The organism is Bradyrhizobium sp. 159, assembly GCF_023073795.1.
Classification (GTDB): Bacteria; Pseudomonadota; Alphaproteobacteria; order Rhizobiales; family Xanthobacteraceae; genus Bradyrhizobium.
Map to the genome: position 1 here is coordinate 98,771 of NZ_JADPKE010000102.1, position 14,122 is coordinate 112,892.

The following is a 14,122-nucleotide window of genomic DNA, read 5'->3' on the forward strand; positions in this document are numbered from 1 at the left end:
AAAAAGCGCTTCGACCGAACGCGCGGGTGACGGGGAGCGTCCGCGAACCCGCCGGGCGCGCGGACGTGCTGGTTTGCCGCGCGATCATCGCGACGGTGTGCTTTCGTTGGCGTTTGCGGCGGGCGGCAGTTTCATTTCGCCGCACGAGCAGCCGAGGCGATCGAGCAGACCGCTGAGCTTGACGGCGTCGGCATCCGATAGTTTCGAACCGACATATTTCTCGATCGCGGCCGAATAGGCGCCCCACATCCGCTTCTGCAACTCGCGGCCGGCTTCCGTGATCTCGACGAACTGGCCACGCTTGTCGATCTTGCATTCGCGCCGCAAGGCGAGACCTTCGTCGACCAGGCGGTCGATCAGCCGCGAGGTCGAGTATTGCGGGATCAACATCTGGCGTTCGAGCTCCACCGGCCGCAACTCGCCAGAGGGGGCGCGGGACAGTTCGAGCAGCGCGTCATACCAGGCGAGCGGCGGGAACCCGGCCTTTTTCAGATCCTGCTCGACGCAATCGAGCACGCGGCTCTGCACCCGCATCAGGCGGATCCAGGCCGAAGTTGCCTCGGTCGATGGTTTGCGTTTCATGGTCCCGCTCAAGCTCGTCGCCCGCTCTTTACCTCATTCGATGCACCTGCATCAATCTTGACTATTTCATGCAAGCGCATGTAGTCGTTCTTTCGCTCCAACCAAAGCGTCATGAGGAGGAAATTCCATGAAACTGTATTATTCGCCCGGCGCCTGCTCCCTGTCCCCCCACATCGCGCTTCTGGAGGCCGGCCTGCCCTATGAGCTGGTCAAGGTCGATATCCGGGCCAAGAAGCTCGAAAATGGTGAGGATTACCTGAAGCTGAACCCCAAGGGCCAGGTCCCTGCGCTACGCCTCGACAGCGGTGAGATCGTGACCGAAGGCCCGGTGATTGTCCAGATGATCGCCGATCAGGCATCAAGCAAGGCGCTGGCCCCCGCCCGCGACAGTTCCGAGCGCTACAAGCTGCTCGAATGGCTCAACTTCCTCACCTCGGAGGTGCACAAGAGCTTTGGCCCCCTGTTCGCCCCGGCGCTGAACGACGAGGCCAAGGCCTTCTTCAAGGACCGCGTCATGGGCAAGCTGAAATATATCGACAGCCAGCTCGCCGGCCGCGACTACCTCATGGGCAAGCAGTTCACGGTCGTCGACGGCTATCTGTTCACGATGCTGACCTGGGCCGACCGCATGAAGTTCGACCTCTCGGCGATGCCTAACCTGACCGCCTACAAGGCCCGCGTCGCCGCGCGGCCGCAGGTGCAGGAAGCGCTGAGGAAGGAAGGGCTGCTTCAGGCGAAGTGATTGTTCTTCGTCATTCCGGGGCGCCGCGACGCGGCGGACCCGGTAGCTCGCAGTTGTTGCATGACCGAGCAAAGCCGATCGAGATTCCGGATCAGTCCGCGTTGCGGACTGTCCGGAATGACGGGTTCCGTCAGGCCGCCGCCTTCTTCGGCGCGAAGCGGCCGTAGAAGGTTTCGCCCTTTGCGGCCATCTCCTCGAGCAATTTCGGCGGCGTGAAGCGTGAGCCGTATTTGGCCTCGAGCTTGTGGCAGAGTTCGACGAACTTCTTCGTACCCATGAAATCGATGTAGGACAGCGTACCGCCGGTGAACGGCGCGAAGCCGAAGCCGAGGATCGAGCCGACATCGGCCTCGCGCGGATCGGTGATGACGTGATCCTCGACCGTGCGCGCGGCTTCCACCGCCTGCACCACCAGGAAGCGCTGCTTCAGCTCCTCGATGTCGAGCGTGTCAGGGTCAAGCTGCTTCGGCTGCAAGGCCGAGAGACCCGGCCACAGGCTCTTCTGGCCTTTGCCCTTCTCGGGATAGTCGTAGAAGCCCTTGCTGTTCTTGCGGCCAAGCCGGCCCTGCTTCTCGACCATCTCGACCATCAGCTTCTTCTGCTCGGGATTGATGGCGTTGGGGCCGAGATCGGCTTCCGTCGCCTTCATGATCTTGAGACCGAGGTCGAGCGCGACTTCATCCGACAGCGAGAGCGGGCCGACCGGCATGCCGGCCATCTTGGCGCAGTTCTCGATCATTGCCGGCGGCACGCCTTCCAGGAACATCTCGTTGCCTTCGGCGACGTAGCGGCCGACGCAGCGGTTAGCGAAGAAGCCGCGGCTGTCGTTGACGACGATTGGCGTCTTGCCGATCTGCCGGACGTAATCCAGCGCGGTCGCAAGCGCGACATCGCCGGTGTTCTTGCCCAGGATGATCTCGACCAGCATCATCTTCTCGACCGGAGAGAAGAAGTGGATGCCGATGAACTTGCCCTGGTCCTTAAAGCTCTCGGCCAACGAGGTGATCGGCAGCGTCGAGGTGTTGGAGGCGAAGATCACGTCGGACTTCAGGTACTCCTGCGCCCTGGCAAAGGTCTCCGCCTTGACGTTGCGGTCCTCGAACACAGCCTCGATGACGAGGTCGACATCCTTCAGCGCGGCGTAGTCCGCCGTCGCGGTGATGCGGGCGAGCAGCGCCTCGGCATCGCCAGGCTTGGCGCGGCCTTTCTTGATCTGCTCCTCGATCACCTTCTGCGCATGCGCCTTGCCCTTTTCGGCGCTCTCCTGGTCGCGATCGATCAGGACGACGTCGAGACCGGCACGAGCCGAGACGTAGCCGACGCTCGCGCCCATGAAGCCGGCGCCGATCACGGCAATCTTCTTCACCTTGGTCGGCGGCACGTGCTTCGGACGGCGTGCGCCCTTATTGAGCTCTTGCATCGACAGGAACAGGCTGCGGATCATCGCGGCCGCCTCCTTTGAGCGCAGCACCGAGGTGAAATAGCGCGACTCGACGCGCAAGGCGGCGTCGATCGGCAGCTGCAGGCCTTCATAGACGCAGCTCATGATCGCGCGCGCGGCCGGATAATTGTCGTAGGTCTCGCGCCGATAGATTGCGTTGCCGGCCGGGAACATCATCATGCCGGCCTTTGAGAACACCGGACCGCCGGGCAGCTTGAAACCCTTCTCGTCCCAGGGTGCGACCGCCTTGCCACCGCCCTTGATCCAGTCCTTGGCCGCCTTGATGAGGTCGGCAGCGGGAACGATGGCGTGGATCAGGTTCAGCGCCTTCGCCTTCTCGATCGTGACGGGATCGCCCTTGAGCAGGATCGTCATCGCGTCCTGCGGCGGCACCAGACGCGGCACGCGCTGCGTGCCGCCAGCGCCGGGGAACAGGCCAACCTTGACCTCGGGCAGGCCGAGACGAGTCTTGGGATTCTCGGCGGCAACGCGATAATGGCAGCACAGCGTGATCTCGAAACCGCCACCGAGCGCGAGGCCGTTGATCGCCGCCGCCCAGGGCTTGCCGGAGGTCTCGATCGAACGCAGGACCTGCGAGAAGCGCCGGCTCTGCTCGAACAGCATCTGGTTCGCCGCGGTCTCGCCCTGCTCCTTCAAGACCTTCGCGTAGGCCTGGTTCATGCCTTCGAGCATCGAGAGATCTGCGCCGGCGCAGAATGCTTCTTTCGCTGAGGTGATGACGACGCCCTTCACCGCGGCATCAGCCGTGGTCGCCTTGACGATCGCGTCGAGCTCATTGGTCGAGGTCTCGTCGAGCACGTTCATCGAACGGCCCGGGATGTCCCAGGTGACGAGCACGATGCCGTCGGAATCGGTCTCAAGCTTGAAGTTCTTGTACGACATGTTGGTTGCTCCTCGGTGCCGGCCGCCGATCTCAGGCGCTGGCGGTTGACTTGAGATCTCGTAGGGCGGGCAAAGGCGCTCCTGCGCCGTGCCCACCATCATTTTCGAAGACCGCAGTGGTGGGCACGCTTCGCTTTGCCCACCCTACAGCAGCGCGTTACACGCGCTCGATGATGGTTGCGGTGCCCATGCCGCCGCCAATGCACAGCGTCACCAGCGCGGTGGACTTGTTGGTGCGCTCGAGCTCGTCGAGCACGGTGCCGAGGATCATCGCGCCGGTCGCACCAAGCGGATGGCCGAGCGCGATCGCACCGCCATTGACGTTGATCTTGGCATTGTCGATGTCGAAGGCCTGGATGTAGCGCAGCACGACGGAGGCGAAGGCCTCGTTGAGCTCGAACAGGTCGATGTCGGACTTCTTCATGCCGGAGCGCGCGAACAGTTTTTCGGTGACGTCGACTGGACCGGTCAGCATCATCGCCGGCTCGGAGCCGATATTGGCGAAGGCACGGATCTTGGCACGCGGCTTCAGGCCGTATTTCGCGCCTGCCTCTTTGCTGCCGAGCAGAACGGCGCCGGCGCCGTCGACGATACCCGAGGAGTTGCCAGCGTGGTGCACGTAGTTGACGCGCTCGATCTCCGGATGCGACTGCACCGCGACGCCGTCGAAGCCGCCCATCTGCGCCACCATCGTGAAGGACGGCTGCAGCTGGGCCAGCGACTGCATCGTCGTCGAGGGCCGCATGTGCTCGTCCTTGGCGAGGATGGTGAGGCCATTGATGTCCTTCACCGGCACCACCGACTTATCGAAGCGGCCCTCGTCCCACGCCTTGGCCGCGCGCTGCTGGCTTTGCACCGCGTAGGCATCGACGTCGTCGCGCGAGAAACCATATTTGGTGGCGATCAAATCGGCCGAGACCCCCTGCGGCATGAAATAGGCCGGCACCGCCATTGAGGGATCCATCGGCCAGGCGCCACCGGAGGCGCCGATGCCAACGCGGCTCATGGATTCAGCGCCGCCGCCGATCACCAGTTCATGCTGGCCGCTCATCACCTGGGCGGCGGCAAAGTTCACGGCGTCGAGACCTGATGCACAGAAGCGGCTGATCTGCACACCGGGCACGGCTTGGCCGAGACCCGCCTTCAGCGCTGCGAAGCGCGCGATGTCGCTGCCCGCTTCGCCCACCGGATCGACCACGCCGAGCACGACGTCATCGACCGAGTCCTCGGACAGGTTGTTGCGGTCCTTCAGCGCCTTCAGTGGCACGGTCGCGAGCGCCAGCGCCGTGACTTCGTGCAGCGCGCCGTCCGCCTTGCCGCGGCCGCGCGGGGTGCGAACGTGGTCGTAGATGAATGCCTCAGGCATGACGCCCTCCTGATGTGATGTTCAACGATTGGGAGCAGGCGGCGGAAGCAGGTCAGAACGCTTCCGCCGGCAGTTCCATGATGGTGGCGCAGCCGGCCTGGATGCGCGCGAGATTGGCCGCGGTCTCCGGCAGCATCCGCTCCATGAAGAAGCGGCCGGTGACGAGCTTGGTCGAGAGATAGGGCGTGGCCCCGCTCTCGGCAATCTTCCCTAGCGTCACCTTCGCCATCTTCGCCCACATGTAGCCGAGCGCGACGAAGCCGAAGAGATGCAGGTAATCGGTTGCGGCGGCGCCGGCATTGTCCGGCTTCGCCATCGCGTTCTGCATCAGCCAGGTGGTGGCCTGCTGGAGATGGCCGAGTGAGGTCGAGAGCGGAGCGATGAACGGTTTTAGCGCCTCGTCGCCGCCGTTCTCCTTGGCGAAGGCCATGACCTCGCCGAAGAAGGCCATAATGGCGCGGCCGCCGTCCCGCGGCAGCTTGCGGCCGACGAGGTCGAGCGCCTGGATGCCGTTGGCGCCTTCATAAATCATCGCGATGCGGGCATCGCGCACGAACTGCTCCATGCCCTGCTCGGCGATGTAGCCGTGGCCGCCATACATCTGCTGCGCCTGCACCGCATTGGCAAAGCCGTAATCGGTAAGGAAGCCCTTCAGCACCGGCGTCATCAGGCCCATGTGGTCGTCGGCGGCCTGGCGATCCCTGGGATCCTCCGAGCGATGCGCGACGTCGCTCTTCAGCGCGGTCCAGATCACAAAGGCGCGCGCGGCTTCGTTGAAGGCGCGGATCGAGAGCAACGTGCGGCGCACGTCGGGATGAACGATGATCGGATCGGCCGGCTTGTCCGGGGCCTTGGCGCCTGTCAGCGCGCGGCCCTGGATACGCTCGCGGGCATAGGCAACCGCGTTCTGATAGGCGACCTCGGATTGCGCGAGGCCCTGCACGGCGACGCCGAGGCGAGCCTCGTTCATCATCACGAACATGCCCTGCATACCCTTGTTCTCTTCGCCGATCAGCCAGCCGGTGGCGTTGTCGTAGTTCATCACGCAGGTGGAATTGCCGTGGATGCCCATCTTGTGCTCGATCGAGCCGCAGACGACGCCATTGCGCTGCCCGACCGAACCATCGGCGTTGACCAGGAATTTCGGCACCACGAACAGCGACACGCCCTTGATGCCGGCGGGCGCGCCCTCGATGCGGGCGAGCACGAGGTGGATGATGTTGGAGGCGAGGTCATGCTCGCCGGCCGAGATGAAGATCTTGGTGCCGGTGATCTTGAAGCTGCCGTCGGCCTGGCGCACCGCCTTGGTGCGGAGCATGCCGAGATCGGTGCCACAATGCGGCTCGGTCAGGTTCATGGTGCCGGTCCATTCGCCGGCGACCATCTTCGGCACGTAGGTCTGCTTCTGCTCGGGCGTGCCGTGCACCAGCAATGCCGCGGTCGCGCCCATGGTGAGGCCGCCATACATCGAGAACGCCATGTTGGCGGAGATCTGGAATTCATTGACCGCCTGGGAGAGCGTCACCGGCAGCCCCTGCCCGCCATATTCGGTCGGCGCCGACAGACCAAGCCAGCCGCCCTCGGCGACCTGCTTGAACGCCTCCTTGAACCCCTTCGGCGTGGTGACGCTGCCGTCATCGGCACGCTTGCACCCTTCGAGATCGCCGATACGGTTGAGCGGCTGGAGCACCTCTTCAGCGAGCTTGGCGGCCTCGCCGAGGATCGCCTCGCGCACGTCGCTGGACGCATCCGAGAAGCCCGGCAGATTGTCGTAGCGATCGATCTGGAAGACGTCGTTGAGCAGGAAGTTCACATCGTCGACGGGGGCTTTATAGATCGGCATGGCGTTCTCCCGGCACGGGCCTCGACTTGGTTGAGCCTTGAAGTGGTGGAATTCTCGTGAAGTCCCTGCGGCGCAGTCGCGAGCTTAGCGGCTTCCGCAACCTCAGGGCAGTGTCATGATTGGGCGGCCAACTGCTCCGCCATCAGGCGGTGCAGCATGTTGATCGCCTTGAGCGGACGCACCATCACCTTGAAATGGGTAATGCGTCCGTCGCTGTCGAAACTGATGATGTCGACACCGTTGATCTCGATGCCATCGATGACGTTCTTGAATTCGAGCACGGCGCCAGTGTCGCTGCGCCATTCACCGACATAGGTGAAGCCCGGGCCGCCGAGCACCTTCTCGGCGCTGGAGAGGTATTTGAAGGTGATGTCGCGCCCGCGCTGCGGCGAATGCACGACGGGGCTTTCGAACACGGCATCCGGGTGCAGAAGGTCCCAGAGCGCGGCGCGGTCGTGAGACTTCATGTAGGCGTACCAGGAATCGAGACCGGTCATTCTCGGGTGCCTCCCTAAGGGCAAGGGCAAAACGTGCAAAAACAACCCCATGCACAGTAGCGAGGAGGTTGATTCCGCTGGATTTTCCGTCGGGGTCTTCGGCCCCGTGCGCAAGCTGCCTCATATGCACATTGACGCATATGCGCCGATGCGCATAAAGTCAAGTAAGTCGGTCAAATTCGCGAAGGGAGGCCGGTCATGGCATTAGGCGACGCAATCCTCGCTTGCCTGACGGAACGTCCGATGACGGGCTACGAACTCGCCAAGACGTTCGATTCATCGATCGGCTTCTTCTGGAAGGCCGACCACCAGCAGATCTACCGCGAACTCTCCAAGCTGCGCGACCGCGGCTACATCCAGGGCCGCGAGGTCGTGCAGTCAGGCAAGCCCAATAAACTGATCTATACCCTTACTCCCGAGGGCCGAACAGCACTGCGGCACTGGGCCGCGCGGCCCAGCACGCCGCCCTCGATCAAGGACGACCTCCTGGTGCGGCTGCATGCGCTCGACAGCATCGACATCGAGCCCATGCGCACTGATCTGATGGCCCGCCTGGAGCATCACCGCGACCGCCACGCCAATTACGAGCGCATCCTGAAGAAGCGTTTTCCGGAGGGAACGGCGGAAGGCCGGCTCGACCTCGGCAATCTGCTCCTGCTTCAGCTCGGCGCCCGGCACGAGCAGATGGTGGCCGATTTCTGCGAGGAGGCGCTTGAGGCGCTCTCGGCGATGAGCGGCAAGACCAGTGTGGTGCCGCTGGAAGACGGCAAACGCGAGGGGAAGGGGTGAGCGGCTGGCCCGACGCGAGGGTGAACCGTCGCGTCTTGCTCGCTGCCATCGCCCGCGAAGCGGGCGATCCAGTACGCCGCGGCCGCTCGATTCCAGCCGCTGCTTCGGAGTACTGGATGTCCCGCCTTCACGGGGGTGACACCTGTTGCTTGACGACCGAGGGGCGCGACGACCATCATCTCCCGGTTCCCTCCGCCCAACTTTAGGACATCACGCCAGCGTTCCTTAACCCGTTATTTACCGTAACAGGAAAAAGTCGGTTTTCGAGGCAGACGACCCGCGCCAAATTCGGTTGTGTTTGCAACCGGCACGCGAGGGGAGGCTGGAGGCGCCGGGTGGGGCGCCGGAGTCGGAACCGGACAGAGTCATGAATTCGCGCGTATCGTGGAGTGTTGACGGCATCGATCCATCCGTCCGGGAGCGGGCCGAAGCTGCTGCGCGCAGAGCCGGCATGTCACTCAACGATTGGCTGAACTCCACGCTCGGCGAGACTGCCGCGCCGAACTTTCGCGCACCTTACGACCAGCGTTCGCAGCACATTCCGCAAGGACCGAGCCAGGCGCACGGACCGAGCCAGGAAAGCCGCGAAGTCGCCGACATCCACCAGCGGCTCGACGCGATCACCCAGCAGATCGAACGGATTTCAAAGCCCGCCCAGCGCCAGGACCCTTCGCGGCAGGAGATCTCGCGCGAGCAGGGCGTCGCGCGCCAGCTCAATGATGCGATCTCGCGGCTCGATGCACGGCTGTCGCAAATCTCGAAGCCGCAGCAGCAGCCTCAGACCCAGCGGCCGCCACCGTCACCGGTCGAGACGCGCCAGCGCCAGGCCGATGCGGTCGAGCGCGCGGCAGCCCAGGTCTATCGCAGCTCGCCTCCCCTGAGCCCGGCGTCGTTCGACGTCGCGGTCGCCGAGATCACGGCGCGGCAGAGCGAGCTCGACGGCTTTGCATCGCGGCCGATGCCGCCGCGCGCCGCGCCGCCGATCGCGCCGATGGCGGCGCCACCCGCCCCCGCCTACGCGCCGCCGCCCCAACCGTCGGGGCCGGATTTCTCCTCGCTCGAGCGCCATCTGCTCAAGATCACGAGCCAGATCGAGTCGCTCCAGCGCCCTGACAATACCGAGCAGGCGATCACCGCCTTCCGCAGCGAGCTTGCCGAGATCCGTCACGCCATCACCGAGGCGATGCCGCGGCGCGCGATCGAATCGATCGAGAACGAGATCCGCTCGCTGCACCGTCGCATCGACGAGACCCGCTCCAACGGCACCGACGGCCAGGTCCTATCAGGCATCGAGCGCGCGCTGTCCGACATCAAGCAGGTGCTGCGCACGCTGACGCCGGCCGAGCAACTCACCGGCTATGACGAGGCGATCCGCAATCTCGGCGCCAAGCTCGATCTGATCCTGCGCGCCAATGACGATCCCTCGACAGTGCGCCAGCTCGAAGACGCGATCTCGGCGCTGCGCAGCATCGTCTCCAACGTCGCCTCGAACGAAGCGCTGGCGCGTCTGTCCGAAGACGTGCAGCTGCTGTCGTCCAAGGTCGACCAGATCACCCGCGCCACCGGCCCGAGCGACAGCTTTGCGGTGCTGGAGCAGCGCATCGCGGCGCTCACGGCGGCGCTGGAAACCCGCGAGCGGCCCCAGCCGTCCGAGAGCACCGAGCATCTGGAAGCTGCGATCCGCGCGCTGTCGGATCGCTTCGATCGCATGCAGGTCGGCAGCGATTCGGCCTCGACCTTCGCCCATCTCGAGCAGCGTGTCTCCTATCTGCTGGAGCGGATCGAGGCCGCCTCCGATCCACGCAGCGGCAATCTGAGCCGCGTCGAGGACGGGCTGCACGACATCCTGAGGCACCTGGAGCGGCAGCAGGCGACCTATTCCGCGCTGGCCGAGAGCCGCAATTCGCCGCCGCCGCCCGATTCCGGCGTGGTCGATCTCGTCAAGCGCGAGCTCTCCGACATCCGCTTCAGCCAGGCCGAGACCAACCGGAATACGCAGGATTCGCTCGAAGCCGTTCACAACACGCTCGGTCATGTCGTCGACCGCCTCTCCATGATCGAGGGCGATCTGCGCGCCGTGCGCACCGCGCCGCCGGCACCGCTGATGCCCATGGCCGCTCCGATGGAGGCCGCTCCGATGGAGCCCGCGCCGATGGCGCGCGAGCCGCGGCCGCCGCAGCAGCAGCCGAAATACGATCCGAAGCCGGAGCTGCCGAACCCGGCCGCCGCGCAGGCAGCGCAGGCCGCCTTCGCCGCCGCGCCGCGCGAATTCCATGCCGCGCCGCCGCCGGTGCCGCCGGCACCACCCGTTCCGCCGCGTGCGATCAGCGAAATCCTGGAGCCGCACACCGCGCCCGCGCGCGCTGCACTCGCGCCGGAATTGCCGCCGGATCATCCGCTCGAGCCGGGCACACGGCCGGGTGGACGCGTCGCCACGCCGTCGGAGCGCATCGCCGCCTCCGAGAGCGCAATCAGCGGAATTCCCACCGCTCCGAAAGAGCCGGTGTCGTCGTCCAGCTTCATCGCCGCCGCGCGCCGCGCCGCCCAGGCCGCCGCCGCGCAGCCGGAAAAGACCGGCCGCGCCGCCAAGGCGGGGGCCGATCGCTCCAAGGACAAGGGCAAGGACGGCGGTTCGACCATCACGTCGAAGATCCGCTCGCTGCTGGTCGGCGCGAGCGTTGTCGTGATCGTGCTCGGCACCTTCAAGATGGCGATGGGCCTGCTCGAAGGCGGCAGCCCGCCGCCGGCGCCGCAAACGATGGAGAATTCGTCGAGCCAGCCCACACCGCTGGCCCCGCCGCCCCCGGTCGAGACCAAGCCCGCGACGCCCGAACAGGTCACACCCTCGATGACCTCGCCGACGCCGATCGGACGACAATCCCAGAACAATGCCGCGCCGGCTCCCGCCGCCAATCCGGGCAGCTCGGCCTCGGTCGAAATCCCGCCGGTCCCTCCCGCGGCCCCGCCTGTCTCCAACGACGTCACCGGCGCGCTGTCGGGCACGAGCCGGGGCAAGCTCGGCCTCATCCAGGTGCCGCCGAGCGAGAAGCTGCCCGACGGCATCGGCGGCCCGGGCCTGCGCACCGCCGCGATGAAGGGCGATGCGACCGCGGCCTATGAGATCGGCGTGCGCTTTGCGGAAGGAAAGGGCGTCGCTGCGAACTACGACGAAGCCGCCAAATGGTACGACCGCGCGGCGCAGGCCGGCGTGGTGCCCGCGACCTTCCGCCTCGGCACGCTCTACGAGAAGGGCCTTGGCGTGAAGAAGGACGCCGATATCGCCCGCCGCTACTACACGCAGGCCGCCGAGCGCGGCAACGCGAAGGCGATGCACAATCTCGCCGTGCTCGATGCCGATGGCGGCGGACGTGGCGCCAATTACAAGAGCGCGGCGCTGTGGTTCCGCAAAGCGGCCGACCGCGGCGTTGCCGACAGCCAGTTCAACCTCGGCATTCTCTATGCCCGCGGCATCGGCGTCGAACAGAACCTCGCCGAATCCTACAAATGGTTCAGCCTGGCCGCCGCTCAGGGCGACGCAGATGCGGCCGGCAAGCGCGACGACGTCGCCAAACGTCTCGACCCGCAATCGCTCGCCGCCGCCAAGCTCGCAATCCAGACCTTCAGCGCCGAACCGCAGCCCGACGATGCCGTCAATGTCGCGACGCCCGCCGGCGGCTGGGATAGCGCGCCGCAGGCGAGCGCCAAGCCGGCGCCGAAGCCGGTCGCGACCAAGAAGTCGGCGTCGGCGGCGCATTAAGCTCTTTCCCCTCATGGTGAGGAGCGCGCTCTTGCGCGCGTCTCGAACCATGCAGGCCCGGCTCTAAATCCGGACCTCGCCCTTCGAGACGCCTGCTGCGCAGGCTCCTCAGGGTGAGGAGAAAGAGCTTGGATGCCGCTGTCGCGCGCATTCACCACGCGCAAATTTCCCGATCCCTCCCGACAGCGAATTCCGCTATGGAGGGGCGGGGCAATCGTTCCGACCTTCCCGCGAGCATTCCGCGGCAATCGATCTGTCCCGCCGGCGCGTGGTTCAATGCAGCTCTACCTTCCGATCGCCGATCTTCCGGTCAACGTCTTCCTGGTGCTCGCCATGGGCGCCGCGGTCGGCTTCGTGTCCGGCATGTTCGGGATCGGTGGCGGCTTCCTGATGACGCCGCTGCTGATCTTCATCGGCATCACGCCGGCGGTCGCGGTCGCCTCGGTCGCGAGCCACATCGCGGCCTCCTCCTTTTCCGGCGCACTGTCCTATTGGCGGCGGCGCGCGATTGATCCGGCACTTGCGAGCGTCCTGCTCTGCGGCGGCGTGACCGGAACGGCGCTCGGCGTGTGGACCTTCACCCGGCTCCGTGCGCTCGGCCAGCTCGACTTGATGATCGCGCTCTCTTACGTCGTGCTGCTCAGCACCGTCGGCAGCCTGATGTTCTCCGAGGGCCTGCGCGCCCTTATGCGGACCCGGCGCGGCGCGGTGCCGCCGCGCCGCGCGCACAACTGGATCCACGGCCTGCCGCTGAAGATGCGGTTCAAGCGCTCGAAGATCTACCTCTCGGTGATTCCCGTCGTGGTCGTCGGCATCATGATCGGCTTCATCGGCGCCATCATGGGCATCGGCGGCGGCTTCATCCTGGTGCCGATCATGATCTATCTGTTGCGGGTGCCGACCTCGACCGTGATCGGCACCTCGATGGTCCTCACCCTGGTCACGATGCTGTTCGCGACCATGCTGCACGCGGTGACCAATCACCTCGTCGACGCCGTGCTGGCGCTGATCCTGATGGTCGGCGGCGTCACAGGCGCGCAGTTCGGCGCCCGCGCCGGCCAAAAGATCCGCGGCGAGCAGCTGCGGCTGCTGCTCGGCCTTTTGATCCTCTCGGTCGGCATCCGCTTCGCGATCGAGCTGGTGATCCAACCTGCGGACCTCTTCACCATCCGTGAGCTGGGAGTGAGCGGATGACGCGCGCGCTTGTCGCAGTGCTTCTCGTCCTGCTGCTCGTCGGCGGCGCGCGCGCCGAGCGGCTGATCGTGTCGGTCTCCAACCACCGCGTCACCGTGACGCCGAATTATTCAGGCGAGGAGCTGGTGCTGTTCGGCTCGATCGAAAAGGATGCGACGACCCCGGCCGATCGCACGAGTTACGATCTCGTCGTCACCGTGCTGGGCCCGCGCGCCGACATGGTGACGCGGCGCAAGGAGCGCACCTTCGGCATCTGGATCAACACCGACTACCGGCAATTCCTGGAGGTGCCGAGCTATCTGGCGCTGTTCGCCAACCGTCCCTTCGATGTGATCACCTCGCCCGAGATCGCGCGGCGGCAGCAGATCGGGCTCAACAACGTGCTGCTGACCCAGCGGGTCAGCGGCGACTATGCCGACGTGGTGCCGAACGATGCGTTCCGCTCCGCCTTCATCCGCCTGCGCACCCAGGACGGGCTCTATCGGGAGGATGCGAGCGCGGTGACGTTCCTGACGCCGACGCTGTTCCGCACCGGCATTCCGCTGCCGGCAGAGGTGCCGATCGGCACTTATGAGGTGGAGATCAAGCTGTTTGCGAGCGGTGCGTTCATCGGCAAGACCGAGACCGCGTTCGAGATCGTCAAGGTCGGCTTGGAGCAGTTCGTCGCCACCAGCGCGCGACAACATGGGCTTCTCTATGGCCTCGCCACCGCAGCGATGGCGCTGATGACGGGCTGGATGGCGTCGATCGTGTTTCGGAAGGATTGAGCCACACACTCCGTCATTGCGAGCGAAGCGAAGCAATCCAGATTGCCGTCGCGGAGGGATTCTGGATTGCTTCGTCGCAAGGGCTCCTCGCAATTGTCGATGTTCAATAATTCGCTGATTGGATCGCGGTGGTCTTGGTAGCGGCGAAGGCCTTGGGAGTTTGTCCTGCCAAGGCCTGATGGGGTCTGTGGTTGTTGTAGTATACGAGATAGTCGAACAGTTCGTTGGCGAAGTGGTCGAG

General features: G+C 65.3%; 10 protein-coding genes. 5 read left to right on the top strand and 5 right to left on the bottom strand.

From position 1 onward, the window contains the following. Positions 1 to 84: 84 nt before the first annotated feature. Complete coding sequence (locus tag IVA96_RS32805; protein ID WP_247281771.1) at positions 85 to 582, bottom strand: MarR family winged helix-turn-helix transcriptional regulator; 498 nt, start codon at positions 580 to 582, stop codon at positions 85 to 87. Between the two features lie 127 nt (positions 583 to 709). On the opposite strand from IVA96_RS32805, the gene gstA reads away from it, so the two are divergent. Next, complete coding sequence (gstA, locus tag IVA96_RS32810) at positions 710 to 1,324, top strand: glutathione transferase GstA (RefSeq protein WP_247421709.1); 615 nt, start codon at positions 710 to 712, stop codon at positions 1,322 to 1,324. 130 nt (positions 1,325 to 1,454) lie between these two features. Here gstA and IVA96_RS32815 read toward each other — a convergent pair whose 3' ends face one another. The 4 genes from IVA96_RS32815 to IVA96_RS32830 all read right to left on the bottom strand — a co-directional run bounded on the left by IVA96_RS32815 (position 1,455) and on the right by IVA96_RS32830 (position 7,374). Next, the gene (locus tag IVA96_RS32815; RefSeq protein ID WP_247421710.1) at positions 1,455 to 3,668 is read right to left on the bottom strand and encodes an FAD-dependent oxidoreductase; all 2,214 of its coding nucleotides are present in this window, start codon (positions 3,666 to 3,668) and stop codon (positions 1,455 to 1,457) included. A gap of 157 nt (positions 3,669 to 3,825) precedes the next feature. After that, positions 3,826 to 5,034, bottom strand: a complete 1,209-nt coding sequence (locus IVA96_RS32820; protein WP_247421711.1) for an acetyl-CoA C-acetyltransferase — start codon at positions 5,032 to 5,034, stop codon at positions 3,826 to 3,828. Between the two features lie 52 nt (positions 5,035 to 5,086). After that, a complete protein-coding gene (locus tag IVA96_RS32825) occupies positions 5,087 to 6,877 on the bottom strand; it encodes an acyl-CoA dehydrogenase C-terminal domain-containing protein (RefSeq protein ID WP_247421712.1) in 1,791 nt (596 codons plus the stop codon). A 113-nt stretch (positions 6,878 to 6,990) separates the two neighbouring features. Next, complete coding sequence (locus IVA96_RS32830; RefSeq protein WP_247307861.1) at positions 6,991 to 7,374, bottom strand: nuclear transport factor 2 family protein; 384 nt, start codon at positions 7,372 to 7,374, stop codon at positions 6,991 to 6,993. A gap of 198 nt (positions 7,375 to 7,572) precedes the next feature. Here IVA96_RS32830 and IVA96_RS32835 point away from each other — a divergent pair, with 198 nt between their 5' ends. The 4 genes from IVA96_RS32835 to IVA96_RS32850 all read left to right on the top strand — a co-directional run bounded on the left by IVA96_RS32835 (position 7,573) and on the right by IVA96_RS32850 (position 13,881). Continuing rightward, complete coding sequence (locus IVA96_RS32835; protein WP_247421713.1) at positions 7,573 to 8,163, top strand: PadR family transcriptional regulator; 591 nt, start codon at positions 7,573 to 7,575, stop codon at positions 8,161 to 8,163. 367 nt (positions 8,164 to 8,530) lie between these two features. Next, on the top strand, positions 8,531 to 11,920 hold the full coding sequence (locus tag IVA96_RS32840; RefSeq protein ID WP_247421714.1) for a tetratricopeptide repeat protein: 3,390 nt from the start codon (positions 8,531 to 8,533) through the stop codon (positions 11,918 to 11,920). A gap of 276 nt (positions 11,921 to 12,196) precedes the next feature. Further along, positions 12,197 to 13,114, top strand: a complete 918-nt coding sequence (locus IVA96_RS32845) for a sulfite exporter TauE/SafE family protein (RefSeq protein ID WP_247281779.1) — start codon at positions 12,197 to 12,199, stop codon at positions 13,112 to 13,114. Then, on the top strand, positions 13,111 to 13,881 hold the full coding sequence (locus IVA96_RS32850; RefSeq protein ID WP_247281780.1) for a TIGR02186 family protein: 771 nt from the start codon (positions 13,111 to 13,113) through the stop codon (positions 13,879 to 13,881). Before IVA96_RS32845 ends, IVA96_RS32850 begins: the two co-directional genes overlap by 4 nt. The last annotated feature ends 241 nt before the right edge of the window (positions 13,882 to 14,122 follow it).

Coding starts and splice junctions, on each gene's coding strand:
- gstA (WP_247421709.1), top strand. CDS start 710: ATGAAACTGTATTATTCGCCCGGCGCCTGCTCCCTGTCCCCCCACATC.
- IVA96_RS32840 (WP_247421714.1), top strand. CDS start 8,531: ATGAATTCGCGCGTATCGTGGAGTGTTGACGGCATCGATCCATCCGTC.
- IVA96_RS32835 (WP_247421713.1), top strand. CDS start 7,573: ATGGCATTAGGCGACGCAATCCTCGCTTGCCTGACGGAACGTCCGATG.
- IVA96_RS32815 (WP_247421710.1), bottom strand. CDS start 3,668: ATGTCGTACAAGAACTTCAAGCTTGAGACCGATTCCGACGGCATCGTG.
- IVA96_RS32850 (WP_247281780.1), top strand. CDS start 13,111: ATGACGCGCGCGCTTGTCGCAGTGCTTCTCGTCCTGCTGCTCGTCGGC.
- IVA96_RS32820 (WP_247421711.1), bottom strand. CDS start 5,034: ATGCCTGAGGCATTCATCTACGACCACGTTCGCACCCCGCGCGGCCGC.
- IVA96_RS32825 (WP_247421712.1), bottom strand. CDS start 6,877: ATGCCGATCTATAAAGCCCCCGTCGACGATGTGAACTTCCTGCTCAAC.
- IVA96_RS32830 (WP_247307861.1), bottom strand. CDS start 7,374: ATGACCGGTCTCGATTCCTGGTACGCCTACATGAAGTCTCACGACCGC.
- IVA96_RS32805 (WP_247281771.1), bottom strand. CDS start 582: ATGAAACGCAAACCATCGACCGAGGCAACTTCGGCCTGGATCCGCCTG.
- IVA96_RS32845 (WP_247281779.1), top strand. CDS start 12,197: ATGCAGCTCTACCTTCCGATCGCCGATCTTCCGGTCAACGTCTTCCTG.